At 67.1% G+C, this 20,702-nt stretch carries 17 protein-coding genes; 6 read left to right on the forward strand and 11 right to left on the reverse strand.

All coding sequences use genetic code 11. The features are described from left to right. Positions 1-205 precede the first annotated feature (205 nt). Positions 206-1,189, forward strand: coding sequence for a hypothetical protein (locus tag OVA31_RS10410; protein WP_267631020.1), 984 nt, complete (start codon positions 206-208; stop codon positions 1,187-1,189). On the opposite strand, the gene OVA31_RS10415 is transcribed toward OVA31_RS10410, so the two are convergent. Further along, positions 1,149-4,532 carry a DEAD/DEAH box helicase gene (locus OVA31_RS10415; RefSeq protein ID WP_267631021.1) on the reverse strand — a complete coding sequence of 1,128 codons (3,384 nt, stop codon included), beginning with the start codon at positions 4,530-4,532 and terminating at the stop codon, positions 1,149-1,151. The two genes, OVA31_RS10410 and OVA31_RS10415, sit on opposite strands and share 41 nt — an antisense overlap. Positions 4,533-4,613: 81 nt before the next feature. Here OVA31_RS10415 and OVA31_RS10420 point away from each other — a divergent pair, with 81 nt between their 5' ends. Further along, positions 4,614-5,804 carry an alkaline phosphatase family protein gene (locus tag OVA31_RS10420; RefSeq protein ID WP_267631022.1) on the forward strand — a complete coding sequence of 397 codons (1,191 nt, stop codon included), beginning with the start codon at positions 4,614-4,616 and terminating at the stop codon, positions 5,802-5,804. A 24-nt stretch (positions 5,805-5,828) separates the two neighbouring features. Here OVA31_RS10420 and OVA31_RS10425 read toward each other — a convergent pair whose 3' ends face one another. Beyond that, positions 5,829-6,749, reverse strand: a complete 921-nt coding sequence (locus tag OVA31_RS10425) for an aldo/keto reductase (RefSeq protein ID WP_267631023.1) — start codon at positions 6,747-6,749, stop codon at positions 5,829-5,831. A 224-nt stretch (positions 6,750-6,973) separates the two neighbouring features. Here OVA31_RS10425 and OVA31_RS10430 point away from each other — a divergent pair, with 224 nt between their 5' ends. Further along, on the forward strand, positions 6,974-7,399 hold the full coding sequence (locus OVA31_RS10430; RefSeq protein WP_267631024.1) for a MarR family winged helix-turn-helix transcriptional regulator: 426 nt from the start codon (positions 6,974-6,976) through the stop codon (positions 7,397-7,399). 125 nt (positions 7,400-7,524) lie between these two features. Here OVA31_RS10430 and OVA31_RS10435 read toward each other — a convergent pair whose 3' ends face one another. The 4 genes from OVA31_RS10435 to OVA31_RS10450 are packed head-to-tail and all read right to left on the reverse strand — an operon-like array spanning position 7,525 to position 12,756. Next, entirely contained in the window at positions 7,525-9,210 is a 1,686-nt protein-coding gene (locus OVA31_RS10435; protein ID WP_267631025.1) for a dipeptide ABC transporter ATP-binding protein, read from the reverse strand. Beyond that, entirely contained in the window at positions 9,207-10,076 is an 870-nt protein-coding gene (locus OVA31_RS10440) for an ABC transporter permease (RefSeq protein ID WP_267631026.1), read from the reverse strand. The genes OVA31_RS10435 and OVA31_RS10440 overlap by 4 nt, the downstream gene beginning before the upstream one ends. After that, on the reverse strand, positions 10,073-11,092 hold the full coding sequence (locus OVA31_RS10445; protein ID WP_267631027.1) for an ABC transporter permease: 1,020 nt from the start codon (positions 11,090-11,092) through the stop codon (positions 10,073-10,075). The genes OVA31_RS10440 and OVA31_RS10445 overlap by 4 nt, the downstream gene beginning before the upstream one ends. Next, positions 11,089-12,756: an ABC transporter substrate-binding protein gene (locus tag OVA31_RS10450; RefSeq protein ID WP_267631028.1), complete on the reverse strand. Its 1,668-nt coding sequence runs from the start codon at positions 12,754-12,756 to the stop codon at positions 11,089-11,091. The genes OVA31_RS10445 and OVA31_RS10450 overlap by 4 nt, the downstream gene beginning before the upstream one ends. Before the next feature lie 185 nt (positions 12,757-12,941). On the opposite strand from OVA31_RS10450, the gene OVA31_RS10455 reads away from it, so the two are divergent. Both OVA31_RS10455 and OVA31_RS10460 read left to right on the forward strand, forming a co-directional pair. After that, on the forward strand, positions 12,942-14,324 hold the full coding sequence (locus tag OVA31_RS10455) for an LLM class flavin-dependent oxidoreductase (protein WP_267631029.1): 1,383 nt from the start codon (positions 12,942-12,944) through the stop codon (positions 14,322-14,324). Further along, positions 14,321-15,520, forward strand: coding sequence for an acyl-CoA dehydrogenase (locus tag OVA31_RS10460; RefSeq protein ID WP_267631030.1), 1,200 nt, complete (start codon positions 14,321-14,323; stop codon positions 15,518-15,520). Before OVA31_RS10455 ends, OVA31_RS10460 begins: the two co-directional genes overlap by 4 nt. Positions 15,521-15,629: 109 nt before the next feature. Here the strand turns inward: OVA31_RS10460 and OVA31_RS10465 are convergent, their stop codons facing one another. From OVA31_RS10465 to OVA31_RS10475, 3 genes are all read right to left on the reverse strand, one after another. Then, positions 15,630-15,752, reverse strand: coding sequence for a hypothetical protein (locus OVA31_RS10465; RefSeq protein WP_267631031.1), 123 nt, complete (start codon positions 15,750-15,752; stop codon positions 15,630-15,632). A 267-nt stretch (positions 15,753-16,019) separates the two neighbouring features. After that, positions 16,020-16,607 carry a histidine phosphatase family protein gene (locus tag OVA31_RS10470; protein ID WP_267631032.1) on the reverse strand — a complete coding sequence of 196 codons (588 nt, stop codon included), beginning with the start codon at positions 16,605-16,607 and terminating at the stop codon, positions 16,020-16,022. 159 nt (positions 16,608-16,766) lie between these two features. Next, positions 16,767-18,188, reverse strand: a complete 1,422-nt coding sequence (locus tag OVA31_RS10475; RefSeq protein WP_267631033.1) for a phytoene desaturase family protein — start codon at positions 18,186-18,188, stop codon at positions 16,767-16,769. Positions 18,189-18,464: 276 nt separating this feature from the next. Between OVA31_RS10475 and OVA31_RS10480 the strand changes: the two genes are divergently transcribed. After that, positions 18,465-19,274, forward strand: a complete 810-nt coding sequence (locus tag OVA31_RS10480) for a DUF1266 domain-containing protein (RefSeq protein WP_267631034.1) — start codon at positions 18,465-18,467, stop codon at positions 19,272-19,274. Here the strand turns inward: OVA31_RS10480 and OVA31_RS10485 are convergent. Both OVA31_RS10485 and OVA31_RS10490 read right to left on the reverse strand, forming a co-directional pair. Beyond that, the gene (locus OVA31_RS10485; protein WP_267631035.1) at positions 19,209-19,835 is read right to left on the reverse strand and encodes a hypothetical protein; all 627 of its coding nucleotides are present in this window, start codon (positions 19,833-19,835) and stop codon (positions 19,209-19,211) included. The genes OVA31_RS10480 and OVA31_RS10485 overlap by 66 nt on opposite strands. A 48-nt stretch (positions 19,836-19,883) precedes the next feature. Then, a complete protein-coding gene (locus OVA31_RS10490) occupies positions 19,884-20,588 on the reverse strand; it encodes a hypothetical protein (protein WP_267631036.1) in 705 nt (234 codons plus the stop codon). Positions 20,589-20,702: the final 114 nt, after the last annotated feature.

The raw sequence follows: 20,702 nt of genomic DNA on the forward strand, positions 1-20,702 counted from the left end.
GTTCCACGGGCACGAATTGGTGGTGAACAAAATGACGAGAAGCTCCGCCGGTGTAACGCATCGCGCGATTACCCCGATCATCTGGCCAAGGCGTGACGCAAATGCTCGTCCGTGACGATGCGCCCCGCCCGAGCACCATGGAGTCAGCCCCGAACTTGTCGGACCTGATTCATATCGTGCTGTCATACCCGACGACTGGAGACCCATGGCAGTCACCGTCTCCCACGACACCCTCGCGTTCTCCTTCCCCGACGTTCACGCCGACGCCGAGCTGTACATCGAGTTCGTACGGACACTGCGAGTGCCCGACGACGACACCACCCATCCGCTGCCTCCCGGACTCGGTTCCTTCGATCTACTCTCCGGGGGTCACCTCGGGCCCCGCCTCCGTCCGACCGGATGGCACAGCGCCGACGTGTTGCTCCCGATGTGGCAATCCGAGGCGGCGTGGATCAATTTCGCGTCCGTGTATCCCTTCCTTGTCCGGATCGGAGTGGACGGGGTGAACGCCGTGACCGGCCGGTCCTTCTCGGATGATCCCGATTTTGACGCGGAGGACTATTTCGAGGTCCCGGATCAGCCGTGGCTCGACGGTTTCCGGACCGACGCTTCGACGGTCCGTCAGTTCGTCGCCGTCCCGGTCGGGAGTGGAGCGTCGGTCACAGATCAGCGTGTCGGCCCCGACGACGGCAACGTCCGCATCGAGGTCATCCCGTTGCGCGGGGAGATCTGGGAGGCGCGACGATTCGACCCCGATCATTGCAGCGGAATGGTTCCCGAGGTTGACGCGTGCGGTGCATCCCTGACCGGCAGCATGGGTCTGAGTGCGGGCGGATCGATCACCCAGTCCATCGCGACACCTGTCGAACCGCGCGAGAACTGGCATCCGACCGCGCGATCCGCCGCCGTTTTGCGCATCGTCAATTCGGTTGCGTGGAAAGAACTCACCGGCCGGGAGCCACATCACCCGCCGCTGACGATGAACGAGTACCGCCGACACCGCTTTCCCTGGTTCGAGTGGTACGACGACGACAATCTCGCACGGCGCGGCATGGGTGCCGTGTCCGAAGACCCCGTTCTGGCCGCAATTTCGGATTCCGGCTTCGAGCCGAAACTGCGGCCGGATACTGGAGGTGCGGCCAGAACGGTCACGCGTCCCCCAGCATCGCCCGCACGTCGTCGGGACTGATGACCGAACCGAACAGGTCGCCGTCGTCGACGACGGCGTCGAACAGCGCACGCTTCTTGTCCTGCAGCTCGACGACCTTCTCCTCGATTGTCCCTTTGGACACCAGCCGGTACACCGTGACCGGCCGGGTCTGGCCGATGCGATGGGTCCGGTCGACGGCCTGGGCCTCGGCGGCGGGGTTCCACCACGGATCGCAGACGAAGCAGTAGTCGGCCTCGGTCAGGTTCAGGCCGAAGCCACCGGCCTTGAGGCTGATCAGGAAGACCTTGGTGGTGCCGCTGCTGAACTGGTCGATCGCGGTGGCGCGTTGCCTCGCGCTCATCGATCCGTCGAGGTAGCTGTAGCCGATCCCGAGACCGTCGAGCCGTTCGCGGATGAGGCCGAGAAACCCGGTGAACTGGCTGAAGACCAGGGCGGCATGACCTTCGGCGATCAGTTCGGGCAGTTGGTCGGCCAGGTAGTCGATCTTGGCGGACGCCACACCGAGATCCTGTTCGTCGACCAATCCCGCGTGCAGACTCAGCTGCCGCATCATCGTCAGCGATCGGAAGATGGCGAAGCGGTTCTCCTCCCAGTCCCCCAGCAGACCGAGGACCCGCTGCCGTTCCCGGTTGAGCCTGGCCTGGTAGATGTGCTCGTGCTTGGCGGTCAGCTCGACGGCCAGCACCTGCTCTTGTTTGGCCGGCAGGTCGGCGACGACCTGATCCTTAGTGCGGCGCAACATCACCGGACGGATACGCCGCCGCAGGCCGTCGAGCCGCTCGGGATGCTCGCCGGATTCGATCGGTTTGCGGTAGTACTCCGCGAATGTGTTGGGCGACGGGAACAGGCCCGGAGCGGTCAGCGAGAGCAGCGACCACAGTTCCATCAGGTTGTTCTCCATCGGGGTGCCGGTGATCGCGAGCTTCATCTCGGCACCGATACGACGGGCACACTGGTGGGTCTTGCTCTTGTGGTTCTTCACGAACTGCGCCTCGTCGAAGATCACTCCGGTCCAACGGAATTGGTTGATCTTGTCGAATTGCAAGCGCAGCAACGTGTACGAGGTCACCACGATCTGGGCGCCACCGACCTGCTCGGCGAAACCGATGCCGCTCTTGGCCTCGGTGGCCGTCACCGCGACCGCTTCGAGGTGCGGCACGAATTTGTGTGCCTCGCTGACCCAGTTGCCGACGACACTCGTCGGCGCCACGACCAAGAAGCAACCGGACGACTGCTCGGCCGTCGCCTCGGCGATCAGGGCGAGGGCCTGCACCGTCTTACCGAGCCCCATGTCGTCGGCGAGGATGCCGCCGATCCGGTTCTGCCACAGGAATCTCAGCCAGTCGAGGCCGTCATGCTGATAGTCACGCAGGTCGGCGCGGAGTCCGGCAGGCGGACCGGCGCGGGCGGGCAGGGTGGCCTCGGCGAGGCGGCTGACCCGCGAATGCCATTCGGCCAGTTGGTCGTCGACGATACCGAGGCTGAGCAGCTCCTCCCAGAGGGTCGCGTTGTAGGTGTTGCGCTTGACCAGGCCGTTCTCGATCTCGCCGAGGTCCTGTGCCTCGCGGATGAGTTCGGTGAGTCGCGTCAGCTCCGGGCCGTCGAGCGGGAAGTAGGTGCCGTCGGGCAGGAGCAGGTGGGTCGCGTCGGCGGCGAGTGCGCGGATGACGTCGCCGAGCGGGACCTCGCGGCCGTCGACCTCGATGGTGATCCGGAGGTTCAGCCAGTCGTTGCCGACCGGGCTGGTGTCCTCGCTGATGACGATCTCCGGCTCCTCCTGCGCCGGGCGGAAATCGACGAGGTCACCGATCACCTCGACCTCGATGCCGTCATCGAGTTCAGGAACCAGCTCACCGATCAGGACGGCGGTGTCGATGAGCGAATAGGTGAAGGTCCGGCGCAGCAGACCGGTGCCGGCCTGCCGGACCGCGGAGACGATGTCGTCGGCGACGACGGCGTCGAGATCGCCGTCATCGGTTCGCATCCCGATCCGTCGCGACTGGTTGACGAGGCGTGCAGCCTGCGTCTGCCATCGGGTGCATCGACGGGCGACGAGTTCCATCGCGGCCCGTGCGGCCTTCCAGGCCTGCGCTTCGTCCTCCGCGTTGCGGATGCTGCTCGCGGCCACCGGGTCGGCGGTGTCGAACACGCGTCGCCGCTCGTTGACGCGATAGCTGATCCGCCAGTCCACCTGCGATGCCTGTTCACCGACCCGGATGGTGAGCAACGGCGTCGGCCCGACGATGGTCGGCGGGGTGATGGCACCGTCTTCGATGTCGACCGGGACGGTCGCGGCGAGCGAGGGCAGCAGGTCGGCGACGAACTCGTCGAGGTCGGCATCGGGGATCACGATGCCACCGATGGACACGAGCTCCTCGAGTGCCCGGCGATCGGACGGCGCCTCGAACGGCCCCATCAGCAGGAGGTCGCCGTCGACGGTGAAGGCACCATGTGGGACAGGCGTACCGATCAGGCCGACAGGTGAATCGAGCCAGTCGTCGTGATCGATCTGGAGATACGGGGAGACCAGGGCGCCGTCGTCGGTGCGGGTGATGCGGAACGCGATCCGTGCGCCGGCGAAGAGATCGACGCGGGTGGCGCCGGTCGACGGGTCGGCGAGCAGGGCCACCCCGGCGTCGTTTGCTGCGGCCAGCAGTTCCCAGATGTCGTTCGGCGCCCAGCTGAGCGCCATCTGGTCGTCGTGGACGCCGGTGTTGACGTAGGCGCGCGCCATCGCGACCACTGCGCGTAGCTGGCCGGGTTCGAACTCGGGGTGATCCGAAGCAGGCGACGGGCCGCCGCTGCGTCGGGCCACCGATCGCCAGGTGATGCCCTTCTTCACCCATCTACCGCGTTTACCCTGCTTGACCAGCCGCAGGGTGGGCGCGGGATTCGGTGCCCACCGTTTCTTCGACGGCAGCTCGACGAGGATGCCGATGTCGACGGGTGCCGTCGTCGGCTCCTCGTGCACGAACGCACCCAACGTGGTGCGCCACTGGGCGGGGAGCCTGCTGATCGGCGCGAGCTCGGCGACCTCGGCTTCTGGTTCGGTGGTGGCCTCCACCTGCAGTGCGGTCAGCACAAGGGCCACGCCGTGCTTACACATGACTCCGACCGGACACGAGCACTCGGTGAAGTCGAGGGAGCGTGAGGTGTCCAGGGCGTTGAAGATGGCGGTGGTCTCGTACACCTGGCCGCCGGATCCCCGGCATCGGCCGGTCAGCGCCAGCTCGTCCGGCGACCAGCTCATCCCGATGATCCGGCCGTCGTCGGCGTAGTCGGAGCCCCGGTCGACGGTCGCCACGTCGAAATCGACGAGCAGATCGCTCGCCGCGGCGCTCAGAGGATCGAAATCGGGCATGGACCCAGGCTAGGGCGGGTGACCGACGTGCCAAACCTGTGCACGCGGGTTGTCCACAAGAAATGCGGATACCGTGTCGTTGTGAGTGAATCGTCGGACGAGCTCCATCCTCTGCAATGGAGCAGCTTTGCGACCCTCGCCGACGTGTTGCCGGCGATCGACGACGCCTTCGACCAGACCCCGACGTCGACCGTGCCGATCCCCTCGAGCAAAGACGTCGTGCTGCTGCTGATCGACGGTCTCGGCGCCACCCTGCTCGACGACCACGCCGAGAGCGCGCCCACCTTGACCGCCCTGCGGTCGGCCACCATCCGCGCGGGCTTCCCCGCGACGACGGCGACCAGCATCACCAGCCTGATGGCAGGCGCACCCTGCGGGAGCCACGGCATCATCGGCTACTCGTTCCGGACGGATCGGGACGAGACCCGCGGGCCGAAACGCCGGACCCTCAACGCCTTACGCTGGACCTTCAACCGGTCCGACGGTCGCTCGGCTCTGGGACTGTATGTGCCGGAACAGATTCAGCCGGAACCCGGCCTCCTCGCCGAGATGGCCGGCCGGGGCGTCGACGTGACCTATGTGATGCCGACGGCGTACCGGGGGTCCGGATTCAGCCGGGCCGCCTTCCGCGTCGAGGGCACCTACATCGGGGCTCGGACCCCTGCCGACATCCTCGCGGGCATCGGGGACGCATTGACGCCGTCCACCCCGGATCATCGTCTCGTCTATGCCTACTGGCCAGATCTCGATGCGGCCGGACACCTCTTCGGGCCCGGCTCGCCGCAGTGGGTGAAGACGCTGGGCGTGGTGGACCGCCTGGTCGCCGACATCGCGTCGGACCTCCCCCGCGACGCCACGTTGGTGGTCACCGGAGATCACGGGATGATCCAGGCGGACAATCGGATCGACATCGACACCACGGACGAGATGCTCAAAGGCGTCGAGGCGGTCGCGGGTGAGATGCGCGTCCGGCACGTCTACACCCGGCCCGGCGCGCGCGACGACGTGCACACGTTCTGGACCGACGTCCTGGGTGACGACGCGTTCGTGGTGCCGCGTGAGCAGGTGCTCGACGAACAGTGGTTCGGTGCCGAGGTGACCGACGTGGTCGCCGAGCGGATCGGCGACCTGGTGGCCGTGGCACGGGGAACGACGATCATCACACGCACCTTGGCCGACCCGGCGCCGGAGGTGAACATGCCCGGCCATCACGGCGCCTGGACGGCTGCCGAACAGTTGGTACCGGTGCTGGTGCACGCGGGTGAAGCGTGATCGCCGCCTGAAACCCGTTGGTTGTCAGATGATTTGCCCTTCACGGTGCGGCACGTCGTCGAGAGCTGCCAGCATGTCGGCGTCGAGCACGACCGAACCGGCAGCGACGTTCTCTTCGAGATGCGCCACCGACGACGTGCCCGGGATCAGCAACACGTTCGGCGCCCGGTGCAGCAGCCACGCCAGCCCGATCTGCGACGGCGTGACGTCGAGGGTCTTGGCGACCTGCGCCACGATGGCCTCGTCGGTCACCTTCGGCATCCCGGGGAATGCACTGCCGAGTGGGAAGTACGGCACCCATGCGATGCCCTCGGCGGTGCACAGGTCGAGCATGTCGTCGTCGGTGCGGGACACGAGACTGTAGGCGTTCTGCACGCACGCGATACCCGCGGGCAGCGCCCGGCGCAGTATGTCGATGGAGACGGTGCTGAGTCCGATGCCGCCGATCAGGCCCTCGTCGCGCATGGCGACCATCGCGGCGAGCTGATCGTCGAAGTCGACGACCTGATCTTCCGGGACGGGGATCGGAGCGCTGGCGTCCACGCGTCGAAGATTCACCACCGGGATCTGATCGAGCCCGAGACTGCGCAGGTTGTGTTCGACGCTGGCGCGGAGTTCGTCGGGCCGCTGCGCGGCTCGCATCGGCATCGGGCCGTCCGGGTTCGGGTCGGCACCCACCTTGGTGACCACGGTGACACCGTCGTCGGGGCGTACGGCCTCACGGATCAGCTCATTCGAGAAACCGTTTCCGTAGAACTGCGCGGTGTCGATGTGGTCGACACCGAGTTCGATCGCCCGCCGGATCACCGCCAAGGCAGCTGCGCGGTCGTCGCGGCGGTGCTCCAATTGCATGGCACCGTAGCCGACGCGGGCGACCGAGCGGTCGCCGATGGTCCCGGACCCGCCTGGGCGAGGTGCGGTCGAGACGGAGTTGGTGTCGGACATCAGAATCCTCGATTCGGTTGACTGGATGGATGTTTGGTGGATGAAGGTTTGGTGGGTCAGGCGCCAGACATCCCGGAGCAACCAGACATCGATCGGGTTCCTGAGGTCCGGACAGCTCGATTACTTCGCGCGGGCGAGTGACATCGTTCCTTTTTCCCGCGCGCCTTGATCTGGCGTGGCGATCCAGGGCGTTGTAATGTCAACAGTAGAAGCGAGGTGTAGAAATGTCAACAGATGGGGACGAGTCCGGTGTCACGCTGTGGCTCCTCTGGAAGCGCACCAGCGAAGTGGTCCGCACGGCCGTGATCGATGACGTCACGGCCGCGAACTCGGTCTCCGAACCCGAACTGACGGTGCTCGTCCACCTCAACAACGCGGGCGGGACGTCGAGGCAGAATGCGCTCGTCACGTCGACCGGGTGGGACCGCAGCCGACTCTCGCATCTCCTCACGCGCATGGAGAAGCGCGGTTTCCTCACCCGCGAGCGGTTACGCAACGGCGTCGAGGTGTGGCTCGCTCCGGCGGGCGAGGACCTCATGGTCGACAAACAGCGTGCGCTTCACGACGCCGTCGAACGGCACCTCATCAGCAGACTCGACGCCGAGCAGCGGCGGGCATTGCGCGACATCCTCACCACGCTCGACAGTTAGGCCCGATCGGCGCGGATCTGTGCCCGATCGACGAGGAACTGGGCACGATCGGCGGGGGACTGCGCACGATCGGCGAGATGCGCGTTGCTGTCGACGGGGAACTGCGCACGTGCGGCGAGGTGGTGTCAGGCGACGAGTTGGTCGGCGTCGATGGTCGGGACGGCGGCGAGGAGTTCGCGGGTGTAGGGATGCTCGGGTTCGCCGAAGACCTTGTCGGCACCGCCGTATTCGACCACGTCACCGTCGCGCATCACCAGGATGTCGTCGGCGACGTGATGGATCACGCCGAGATCGTGCGAGATGAACACCAGCGCGACACCGGTTTCCGCCTGCAGCTGCGCGAGCAGATCGAGGATGCGCGCCTGGATCGACACGTCCAGGGCCGAGACGGGCTCGTCGCACACGATCACCGACGGCTCGGGTGCGAGAGCGCGCGCGATCGCCACCCGCTGTCGCTGGCCGCCGGACAGATGCAGCGGATGACGGCGCCGGAACTCATCCGACAGCCCGACGTGATCCAGCAGTTCCGACACCCGCTCGTCGACGGCCGCGCCGCGGAGGTCGCGTGAACGCAGGCTGTCCCGCAGGATTCGTTCGACGTTCCACCGGGGATCGAAGGAGCTCAGCGGATCCTGGTAGATCACCGAGATCTGGTGGCGGTTCGTGCGGCGTTCGGCATCACTCAGCGCGCTCCACGGGCGGCCGTTCAGTTCGACGGTGCCGGAGTCCGGGGCGGTGAGGCCGAGCACGATCCGCGCGGTGGTGGTCTTGCCGGAGCCGGACTCCCCGACGATACCCAGCGTCCGGCCGGGTGCCAGATCGAAGCTCACGCCGCGCACCGCCGCGCGCGCGGATTTGTCCCTGGCCACGAACGACTTTCGCACCTCCCGCACGCGCAGCGCCGGTGGCTGATCCGACGCCGCCGCGGCGGGCGGGTCGGGCAGCACCTCACCGCTCGTGAGCAGGGTTCCCTTGGATGTCCGCGACGGCACGGATGCCAGCAGGTTGCGGGTGTACTCGTGGGCGGGCCGTACGAGGATGTCGGCGACCGGCCCGTATTCCACGATCTCCCCCTCCCGCATCACCGCGACCCGGTCGGCCAGTCGGGACACGACCGCGAGGTCGTGCGAGATGAGGATGACCGCGTTGCCCCGTTTCTTGGCGTCGGCCAGCACGTCCAGGATCTGCGCCTGGACGGTGGCGTCGAGAGCGGTGGTCGGCTCGTCGGCGATCAGCAGCTTCGGGTCCTGCGCCAGGGCCGACGCGATCAGGGCCCGCTGCCGCAATCCGCCCGACAGCTCATGCGGACGCTGGCCCGCGCGCACGCGTGGTTCGGGCACGCCGACCAGACTCAACAGCTCGACGACCTTCTCCTCCCGTTCGGCGCGGCGCAGAGCGGCACCTCCGAACCGGACGCCATGATGCGCACTCCAGGCCTCGGCGATCTCGCTGCCGACGGTCCGCAACTGATCGAGCGATACGAGGGCATCCTGCAGTACGAAGCCGATCTCCCGGCCGCGCACCTGCCGCCACTGCCGGTCGGTCAGACCTGCGAGCGACCGCCCGTCGAACGTGATCGAGCCCGCATCGATCTGCGCGCGCTCGCCGGTCAGTCCGATGAGGGTGCGCGCCGTCACCGATTTGCCCGATCCGGATTCGCCGACGATGGCCAGGCATTCGCCTGCGGCAACACTGAACGACACGCCCTTGACCACCTCCCGGCCGTCGAAGGCGACGCGTAGATCACGGACCTCGGCGAGCGGCGTCGTCTCGATGGTCGCGGTGGACTCGCCACTCAACAGTGTGCTCATCGGATGGTTCCTTCCAGTCGGGCGCCCAGGTGACGGCCCACGGTGGTGAATGCGAGGGCGACGATCACGATGATCAGCCCGGGGAAGATCTCCAGCCACCACGCGACGGTGATGTACGTGCGTCCGGCATCGAGCAGCGCGCCCCATTCCGGAGCGGGCGGCGCCACCCCGAGGCCCAGATAGGCCAATCCCGAGGCCCAGATGATGGCCTGCCCGATCCCGAGGGTCGCGGTGACGATCATCGGGCGGAGCGCATTGGGGGCGATGTGCTGTAACAGGATTCGGGGACGTGAGTGCCCGAGCGCGGTGGCCGCCTCGACGTATGGCGCATTGCGCACGGTCAACACCTGGCCACGGACGATCCGTGCGTACCCCGGCGCGATCCCGATCCCGATCGCGAAGATGAGCGTGGATGACCCCGGTCCGAACACCGAGGTGAGGAGCAGACCGAGCAGGATGGTCGGGAATGCGAACATCACGTCGATCCACCGGTTCGCCAGGGCCTGCGCGACCCGGCCCGACAGGCCCGCGGCGACGCCGAGCAACACGGCGAGGACCAATGCCACTGCGACGGCGCCGAATCCGATGGCGAGGGATTGGCGAGTGCCGAAGATGATTCGGCTCAACAGGTCTCGGCCCGACAAGTCGGTGCCGAACGGATGTGCCCAGGTCGGTGGCGTGAGCGTGGCGTCGAGATTCACCGCGAGCGGGTCGTACGGCGCGAGGAGCGACGGGACCACCACGGCAACGAGGAGCAGGACGAGCACCACCAGGGCCGCGGTGACGGTCGGCGGAAACGGCCACCGGTGACGCCGGCCCGGTGCGGGCGCGGCCGTGGCGGCGGGGGTCGGCGAGAGGGCGGTCATGGGATCTCGATCCGGGGGTCGATGACGGTGTAGAGGAAATCCACCACCAGATTGGCGATGGTGTAGATCGCGGCGACCAGCACGACGATGCCGCTCACGAGCGGTACGTCGCGGGAACTGGCCGCCGCCACGAGCGTCTGCCCGATACCCGCGCGGGCGAACACCGTCTCCGCGATGACCGCACCGGAGAGCAGCGCACCCATCGCCCACCCGGACACCGTCACGGCCGGTATCACCGAGTGCCGCAACACATGCCGTGCGCGAACGGAGAAGTCGCCGAGGCCTCGGCTGCGGGCGGTGAGGACGAACGGCTGATCCAGCGCCCTGGCGAACTCGTCGCGGGCGATACTGCCGAGGAATCCGGCCAGCGGGATGGCCAGGGTCAGGACCGGCAGGACCAGCCCCCGTAGTCCGGTGCCGCTCTCCACCGGGAACCACGCGAGGTTGATCGCGAAGACCACGAGCAGGATCGACCCCAGCCAGTACTGGGGCAGACCGGCACTCACCGTCTCCAGGAACGCGCCGAGCGCACCGAACGGTCCCCGCCGCCCCGCGGTCAGCGTCGTGGTCGCCAACACCAGCAGCCACGCGACCACCAGTGCACTGACAGTCAGCACCAGCGTGGGTCCGATCTGCTCGGCGATGACCTGCGTGACCGGTTGCTGTAATTGGAAAGACGTGCCGAGGTCGCCATGTAGAAGGCCTTGGAGATAGTGCAGGTACTGCTGCCAGATGGAGTCGGTGAAACCGTACTGCTCGTTGACGGGTGCGATCTCGTCGGGAGTCCGCTCACGGCTCTCCCCCGACGACAGGTTGAGCAGCAGCGTCGCCCGATCGCCGGGCGCGAGCACCTGGAGCAGGAAGGTGATGGTGGCCGCCGCCCAGAGTACGAAGATCGCGGACCCCAGCTTGCCGAGCCACCGCAGCCACCCTGCGCCGGTGCCGCCCCGCCGGCGTCGAGGCAGGGCCGGCACGCGGTTGCCGCCGGTCGCCGTAGAATCGACCACTGTCGTCATCGCACGAACCTCGCATCCGAGAAGACCGGTTCACCTTGGGATCTCTCGATCCAGACATCTTGCAGCCGAGGAGAACTCGCGATCGACGTCGTCTGGGTGTACAGCCCGATCGCGAGGGCCTTCTCACCGATCAGCTGCTGGGCGTCGCCGTAGAGCTTCTGCTGCTCGGCAGGATCGGCCGAGCTGTTCGCCTTCTCGATCAGACCCTGCAGAGCCGGGTCGTTGTAGAAGGCGTTGTTGTACGGATTCGGATTGTCGTCCAGACGTTGCCGCCAGTTGATGTACAACAGCCCGGGCGTCGGGCTGGTCCAGTAACCGACGTAGGCGTCATAGGTCGGCGCCTTCGCGTACTGGCCACCGAAGTACTCGCTCTGCGTCGCGGGCACCAGCTGGATGTCGAACCCGACCTGGCGAGCCTGAAAGGCGATGTCCTGCAAGATTGCTGCCCCTTCCGGACCGATGATGGCGTCCGCGGCGTAGACGACCCGCGCACTCAGGCGCCTGCCGTCCTTGACCCGCACGCCGTCGTCGGCGCGCTGACTCCACCCGGCCTGGTCGAGGAGGGCGTCGGCCTTGCCCGGATCCCGCACGTAGGCACCTGCGGTCGCGTCGTAGTCGGGCGTGCTCTGGCTCAGCGCTCCGTTCGGGTTGTACGGCACCACACCGAGATACGCCGTCTCGACGGCCTTCTCGCGGTCGGCCGAATAGGCGAACGCCTGCCGGACCCGGACATCGTCGAACGGTGCGTGGTCGGCGTTGAGGGTTATCGCGTTCGGCCGGCCCGGTGTCACGTACTGGCGGGTCTGGAATCGCCTGGTCGCGTCGGCCCAGTTGATCGCGGGCACGTTGTAGATGACATCCGACGACCCGCTGGTCAGTGAGCCGTACCGCAGGACCGGGTCCTTGAGGAACTTCCAGATCACCTTGTCGACGTATGCCGGGCCCTGATGCTTCGCGTTCGCAGGCGCCGAGTTGTAATTCGGGTTGCGCAGGAAGGTGATGCTGCGGTTACGGTCCCATCGGTCGATGATGAAGGGCCCCGATCCGACCGGTTTGGAACAGTTGGCCTGGGCACCCCGTGCGAGGGCGGTCGGTGACTGGATGCCGAAGTATCCCTGGGTGAGGACCGTGAGCAGCGGGCTGTAGGGCGACTTCAGGTGCAGCGCAAAGGTGTTGCGATCAATTGCCTCGCCACCCGCGTAATACTGACCGATGTAGGCGTTGACCGTGCCGTTCGGCTTGTCCGGGTCGAGGTAGGCGTCGAAGTTGGTCTTGACCGCCGCCGCGTCCAGAACGGTGCCGTCGGTGAAATGGACGTCAGGCTTGAGGTGGAAGGTGTAGGTGAGTCGATCGGGCGAGATGTCCCAGCTGGTGGCCAGCCACGGCACCGGCTTTCCCGAATCGTCGAGGGACACGAGGTTGTCGAGGTACTGCCGGGCCAGGTAGGCGTTCTGCACCCAGCCGCCGTGGATGCACGGCGGTTCCTGCTCGTGTCCGTACTCGATGACACCGCCGCTCGTGTAATCCCCGGGGGATGCGGCGACGCCGGTGGAGCTTCCGTCACCTGTCTCTGGACGTTGCCCGCAGGCCGCGAGCAGAGCCATCGCCGACAGACTCACGGCGAGCAGCACTCGGGCCCGCGCTGGGCGGACGGATCTGGGCACGGGGGATCTCCTCGGTTCGGCTGGGGCTCGACGTCACGGCGATGTCGGCAGCGCGACCGGTGCGCGAGCAGCGCACACGGCGGTTCGGCGAGAACGGTAGCGATCAGCACCGCCCACGTCAGGTCTTGAGTTCACGGTGAGCGCAACACCCCTTCGCGAGCGCCTGGCTGACTAGCGTCAGGTGAGTGGCACAACCAAAACCCTTGCGTTTCTCCGCCTTTGTGATGAACACCACCTCGCACATCCTGCATGGGGCGTGGCGGGTTCCGGGCGCACAGCAAACCGACTTCAACTCTTTGGAGCATTGGATCGACCTCGCGAAAACGTTGGAGGAGGCCCGATTCGACTTCATCTTCTTCGCCGACGTCGTCGGGCTCTACGACGACTATCAGGGCGACTGGAAGAAGTTCGTCGACACCGGTCTGCAGATCCCCAGCAATGACCCGTTGGTTCTCGCGTCCGCGCTGGCTTCGCACACCGAGCATCTGGGGATCGCGGTCACCAGCTCGATCCTGCAGGAGCACCCCTTCGACTTCGCCCGCAAGATCTCCACGCTCGATCACGCCTCGAAGGGCCGGATCGCGTGGAACATCGTGACGAGTCTGTCGTCGAACGCGTGGCGCAACTTCGGCTACGACGGCATCACCGGCCACGACGATCGCTACGCCTGGGCCGACGAGTACGCCGACGTTGTCTACAAGCTGTGGGAGGGCTCGTGGGACGACGACGCGCTCGTGCAGGACCAGCGCAGCGGCGTCCACGCCGACTTCGACAAGGTGCACAAGATCCACCACGAGGGTGAGCGGTACCGCGTCGAGGGTCCCCATCTGGTCGCGCCGTCGCCGCAGCGCACCCCGATCCTGTTCCAGGCCGGGTCGTCGCACACCGGGCGCCGGTTCGCCGCCCGCAACGCCGAGGCCCAGTTCATCGTGTCGCCGACGCCCGAAGCCGCACGCGGTCTCGTCGACGACACCCGACGTCTCGTGGCCGAAGCGGGCCGCGACCCGCAGGACCTGAACTTCTTCCAAGGACTCTCGTTCGTGATCGGCAGCACCGAGGAAGAGGCGCAGCGCAAGTCGCGGGAACTCGACGAGTACATCGATCCGAGCACCATCATCGCCCACTCCGCCGGCGGTCTCGGCGTCGATCTGGGCTTCTATGACCTCGACACCCCGGTCGGTGAGATCCGTACGGAGGGAACCCAGAGCACCCTGCTGTGGCTGCGCGAGGCTGTGCCGGATCGCGAGCCGACAGTCCGCGACCTCGCCGAACTGCGGAGCCGAAGCGGCCGCGTGGTGGGCACGCCGGAGCAGATCGCGGACCGTCTCGAACAATGGCGTGACGCCGGGGTCGACGGGATCAACGTGATCAACGCGACGATCCCCGGCAGCTACCTGGAGTTCGCCGAGCATGTGCTGCCGGTGCTACGGGACCGCGGCCTGGCACAACGTGAATATTCACCGGGCACTGTGCGGCACAAGCTGACCGGGCGTGACCGCCTGCCCGACACCCATCCGGCAGCGCGCTACCGCGGTGCGTTCGCCGAGGCGGTGGAGGTACCGGTATGACGGTCGTGACGAGGATCTCCGCCGACCGCGCAGATGTGTTCGCGGAGATCGCCGCGGATGCCGCGGCGCGGGAGCGCGCAGGCAACGACCCCCACGAACAAGTGCGGCTCCTGGCCGAGACCGGATTCACCGCGATCACCCTCGACGACGACACCCGCTCCGGCGCCGACATCGTCGAGTTCTTCGAGTTCCTCGTCGAGCTGTCCAGGGCCGACCCGATCGTCGCCCACATCCTGCGCGCTCACTACTGGTTCGTCGAACAGGTCCGGCGGCTGCCACCAGGCCCGGCCCGCGAGCGGTGGGTCGCCGAGATACGCGCAGGCGCGATCTTCGGCAACGCAACAAGCGAACGTGCCGGCGACGCCGGTGCCAAGGCGTTCCGCACCGAGCTACGTCCGATCGACGGGGGCTGGCTGCTGACCGGCGCGAAGTTCTACAGCACCGGGACGGCATTCGCCGACTGGGTCTCGGTGGCGGCGACGGTGAGTGGTCGCGATTCGGGTGAGCAGATCGCCCGAGTGGTGTTGCCGGTGGACCGGGAGGGCATCGCGATCGTCGACGACTGGGACGGGATCGGACAGCATCGAACCGGAACCGGCTCGACCAATCTCTCTGACGTTCTGGTGACACCCGACGACGTGCTGGCGTTCAGCGATCCCGGGTCGACGCGGCCTGTTGCGAACGACGGACCTTTCCTACAGCTCTATCTGCAGGCGCTGATCACCGGCATCCTGCTGTCGGTCGCCGACGATGCCGCTGAGCTGCTGCGTTCGCGGAAAAGGACCTTCGAGCATGCGCCGGATGAGTCTCCCCGCCACGATGCGGTTCTGCTGCAGACAGTCGGGGAGATCGACGCGGCGGCACACGTGTCGCGATCTGCGGTGCTCGCGGCCGCGCGGGAGGTGGAGGCGGCGTTCGCTCCGGCACGCCGAGGCTCCATCGACCCGGAACTGTTCACCCAGGCGTCCGTGGCGGCGGCCCGGGTGAAGGTGCACGTCGACCGGATCGGTCTTCGCGCGGCCACTGATCTCTTCGACATCGGGGGCGCGTCGTCGGCGAGCCGGTCGAAGAATCTCGATCGTCATTGGCGCAACATCAGGACCGTCACCCTGCACAATCCGACGTCGTACAAGGCGATCGCCCTCGGCGACCGGCTGGTGAACGGTACACCGCTGCCGGCCAACGGCTACTTCTGACCGGCAGGGGACTTTCACCTCAGAGGCAGAAGGCATACCCGACAGACGGCAACCCCGCCGCGGCATCTGCCACGGCGGGGTTGTCGTAGAGCGGCGAAGGCCGGTCAGCTCACTGCCAGACCCAGAGCCAGCGACGCGAGCGCTGATCGAAGCGGCGGACCCGCCTGCGACGGCGAGCCGGGGCCTGCGGGGCGCGGTGGGTGTTGTTGTTCTGCTGCTGCGGAGTGGGCATCGTCGGCCTTTCTCGATGGTGAGATCCGGTCCGGATCTCGTTGACACCATTGAGATTGCGCTACGCGTCTTGTGGAACCCTCGACGCCGGCTGGGAGGTTCCTGGATGCCCGTCGACGACCTCCGATCGGAGGAATCTGCGCTTCTCCAGCCAATCCGCCACTGCTGCGAACGCAGGTCTCCGACGACGTCGCTCGTCGTGTTCCCGGGGCTGCGCAGCGCACGTGTGACGGCACCGACCACGGTCGCCGCGGGCATCATCTCGGTCTCACCGCAGATGGTCGATCTCGTTGATAGACAACACTTGTCGATGGCCGCCTTCGAGCGCGAGTACACGGGTCACCGAGGTGTAGTACGGCTCGACGAAGAACATGCTCGCAGTGCCGATCACGTGCGACAGGTAGGCGTTGATGACGCCGCCATGACAGACGATCGCGACCGCACCGACGTCGGCGGATGCGGCCACCTCCTCGATCCCGGCGACGACCCGTTCGCGGAACAGGTCAGGGTCGAAGGTGTTCTCCCCGAGCCGTCCACCGTTCATGTCCTTCAGCAGCAGACTGCGGTCGGTGTAGGCATGCACGGCACCGTAGGTGGTCCACCCGTGATCGAGCTCGACGAGCCGCTGATCGGTCGCCACGTCCAGCGACAGCGCCTCGCGGGCAAAACCCGCGGTCTGAGCAGCGCGACGCATGGGGCTGCTGACCAGCCGGTCGACCTTGCCATACCGGCCATCGGCCAGCGCCGCGGCGAGCCGCCTGGCCTGCTCCTCGCCCTCCGGGGTCAAATTCGGATCGGCACCGTTCGGATCGGTCAGCCGGAACGGCTGGGCGTGGCGGATGAGCAGGAGTTCCATCCGTTCAGTTCACCGTATGGGTCACCGCTGCGGTCCGGCGGGGTCGGGGCAGATGGGCGCTCGGAGAGAGTCGTTGCTGTCGGCGGGATTCGGGTTGCCGTCGGCGGGGTTCGGGTTGCTGTCGGCGAGGTTAGGTTGCTGTCGGCGGGGATCGGGTGGTCAGGATCGCCGCGGCAAGGACTTCAGCGCCGATGACGCCGCGTGGTAGCCGCACAATCCGTGGATACCGGCCCCCGGTGGCGCCGACTGCGAGCACAGGAACACCCCCTGCACCCCGACAGCATATGGATCGACAGCGAGCCTCGGGCGCACCACCATCTGCAGCCCGTCATTGGCGCCACCGATGATGTCGCCTGCCGCGAAATTGGGGTTGTACGAGTGCAATTGCTCGGTGCCGGCGCTCGCGGTGGCGATGATTCGCTCGCGGAACCCGGGGGCGAATCGCTCGATCTGCGCGATGATCGCCTCGGTGGCATCGCCGTCGTAACCCCGAGGCACGTGAGCGTAGGCGTAGATCGGATTGACGGTTCCGTTGCTGCGAGTCGCGTCCGCAACGTACTGCTGACCGAGCAGCACGAACGGGCGGTCGACCATCGCTCCGGCCGCACGTCGGCGTTCCGTGTCGCGGACCTCGTCGAAATCCCCACCCAGGTGGACGGTTCCGGCTCGCACGCAATCGCGGTTTGTCCACGGGATGTCGCCCTCGATCGCGAAGTCGACCTTGAATGCCGAGGCCCCCACGCGATACCGCTGATAAGCCCGCTTGATCCTAGCGGGCATGTCGTCGCCGTAGATCATGAGCGTCTGTGCCGGGGAGAGATCCAGCATGACGAGATCCGCATCGGGGATGTCGGCGCGAGAGACCACCCGCACCCCGGTCTCGATCTTGCCGCCGGCATCGGTGAGCGCGGCGGCCGCGGCGGCGGTGATCGATCCCGAGCCGCCCTCGGCGACCGGCCATCCGTAGCGGTGGCCACTCGCGGCGATCATCAGCCCGAGGGCCGCGGTCAACGGGCGGTCGAAGCGGGAGAACAGATGGGCGGCGATGCCCCCGTAGAGGGCACGTCCACGTTCGGTGCGGAACCAGCGGGCCAGGACGGTGGCCGGCAACACCGCGCGCGGACCGAAGGCGGCGAGCCGCAGCGGGTGCGCGGGAACATCCAGGATCGGCCGGAGGAGGTCGTGCCCGAGGTCGTCGAAGTTGCGGGCGAGGTCGCCGAACGCCAACTGCCATCGCCGCCCGTCCTCACCGAGTCCCGCCGCAGTGGCGTCGATCGACTGATACAGCAGGCCTGCATCTCCCGAATCCAGCGGGTGCGCGCAGTCGATCTCGGGCCACTTCCAGGTCAACCCGTACTTCTCGAGACCCACCTCCGCCCAGAACGGTGACCCGACACCGAGCGGGTGAAATGCCGAGCAATAGTCGTGAATGACATCCGGCACGGTGAGTTCTCCCGAGCGCGCTCCCCCACCGACGGTGTCCGATGCTTCCAGAACCCGCACATCGACGCCGTTCCGCGCGAGGTGAAGGCCTGCCGCGAGTCCGTTGGGCCCCGCTCCCACGACAACCGCAGTGGTCATCGCCGTGCCCGATTCCGAGAGTCGGAAGCTTTGTCCTGGTCGGCGTGAGCGTCGGATCTCGTCGTCATGTCGGCCATGAACCCAGCATCTGTCAGGTCAGACCACGCGTCAACGTCGGCACTCGCCCTCGCCACGACGGTTACTGCGCACGATCGACGAGAAACCGGGCACGATCGACGAGAAACCGGGCACGATCGACGGAGGTTGCACCCACGGTTGGCGAGACGAGGCGTCCGGGCGGGTCCACCGGACGGCTCTGCCGCTACCCTCATCGATGTGTCCATCCCGCCGATAACACCGTTCCCTTCCGGGGAGAGGTCGTCGTTGGGCCGACCCTTCATCTGGCAGAGCGACGCACCCCTCCCCGAACGACCACAGGCCGCGCTGAATGTCGGCGCCCACATGTGGATCCCCAATCAGTACGCCTGCGACACCATCGCTCTCGACGACGACCCGGAGCTGCTGCGCACCCGCATCCGCGATTGGTGGGGTATCACCGACGACGTCTCGGCCAGGAAGACCGTCGGCCTGCTGCTCGACGGCATGCACAGTTCGACGTTCGAGGTGATCGCGCCGCTGGTCGCGGAGGCGACCAACAGGACCGCGGGCCACGATCCGGAGGTGCACCGAGAGTTCCTGGCGGCGCGGGCGGCCGCGCGCGGCGAATCACCCGGCTACTGGATCAGCCACTACAACGCCCTCTACAACCTGCGGACCGCGAAGATCCTTCGGAACACGGTCTCCGACAGACACTTTCCCACCCATATCCGCGCCTGGGACCTCGGTCGACTGCCGTTTGTCGTGCGGACCTGCCTGAGCTCGGGTTACCTCGAGGTCGACGAGTGCTGGCCGATGCTGTTCGCCGCGCTCGACTCCGCGCGCAGTTACTACGCCAATTGGCGGCAGTTCGCGCACGGCGTGGTGATCGGCCGCGCCTATTGGAGTGCCCTCACCGACATCGGGAAAGCAGGCGACGCGGCACAGGTTGCCGGAAATTGGGTCAATGCCCTCCTGGTCCGGTCAGACAGTCCGTGGCGGCGGATGCCCCTCTGGCCCGAGGAAGAGCCGCAACGTCGCGTTCCGTAACGCATCGTCGTCGAGGGCGCCGGTGTCGAATGCGTCCTTGAGCTTGCGGAAGCGGGCGAAATCATCGGTCACCCCACGGTCGTCCGCGCGCTCGAGGCGGCCACCGCGGTCGTCGAGCATGGCGCGCGAGACGCACCAGTACAGCCGGTCGTACAGCGACTCACCGACGAGCGCATTGGTGAAGAACAACTTGGTCGTCGCCTCGTAGTCGTGCAGGTAGAAGATGCGATACCCGTCGTCGGTGCCGCCGTCGGTCATCTCCAGGGCCGCCTCGACAGGGAGCTCGTAGGCGTAGCCCTCCCGGCTCTCCGTCGGCACACTCACCATGATCACGCGCCGCGTGGTGACCGCCATGATTCCCCAGACACCGCGGAGCCAGGCGTTGCGCGCCGCGAGGAGGAGCTCGTCGTCACGCAGGTAGGCGATGAGCCGGTCGAGCTTGCCGTTGGGCTCGGACTCCCACCAGAGCGCAGCGGCGATGTCGGGACGGTGCGGCGACACCGGACCGTGCGTGGTGGCCAGTCCGGTGAGATGTGCGAACGGTGTGTCGGCATCACTCACAGCAAGCAATCTAGTTGCTCGTTCGGGCGACGCGCGACGGGTGCACCCTCAGCCGGCACCGGCCACCTTGTTGATCGCCTTGACCAGCGTCGTGTGGAAACCCCCGGTGTCGGGAGCACCGAGCAGGCCACCCGACGTCACCGCCACCGAGTAGCGCCCGACCTTCGCCCAACCCAGCAGCGAGGTGGCCGTCACCTCCCGACCGTTGACTGTCGACGTGCTCGTCTGCTTGACGGCGAACACATCGTCGGCCGTGGAATCGGGGACATCCATCGGGGTGTTCACGATCGTCGACGACGATCCCGCCGCATCCCCGTTCTTGATGGCGGCGGTGACCTTTGCGCAGTCGCCTGTCATCGACTTCCGGATGGCTGCCATGTCGCCATGGTCAGCGGTGACGACCTCCGCGAGCGTGGTCGAGCCGAAGGCGGCGACCAGCATGCCCATCTCGGACATGTCCATCGTGTCCGGCATGGTGCTCGGCGGCGCGCAGGAGGCCGGGCTGATGTCGGCGCCCTTGGTGGCGTCGAGCATGCTGTCGGCGGACTTCTGCATCTGGTCCGCCGGCATGGGCATCACCTGGTACCCGCGCGGCAGCTCGGAACCACTGAGCACCAGGTCCTTTGGCGCGGCCGTAGCATGGGCCGTGTCGGCCGATGCCGAATCCGAACCTGCTCCCCCGCATCCGGCCACCGTCGCGATGGTGGCCATCGCGGCCATCGCACTCGTCATCACCCGCACCGATGCACGCACCGGCCCACCCCCTGATCGAAGAAACGTCCCACTGGTCGAAGAAGCGTCGCAGTGGAGCGTAGCCGACCCCGTGAGCTCCGCTCCGCCGGCCGGATGACATGAAGTGGCGCCGAG

The organism is Gordonia sp. SL306 (assembly GCF_026625785.1).
Lineage (GTDB): Bacteria > Actinomycetota > Actinomycetes > Mycobacteriales > Mycobacteriaceae > Gordonia.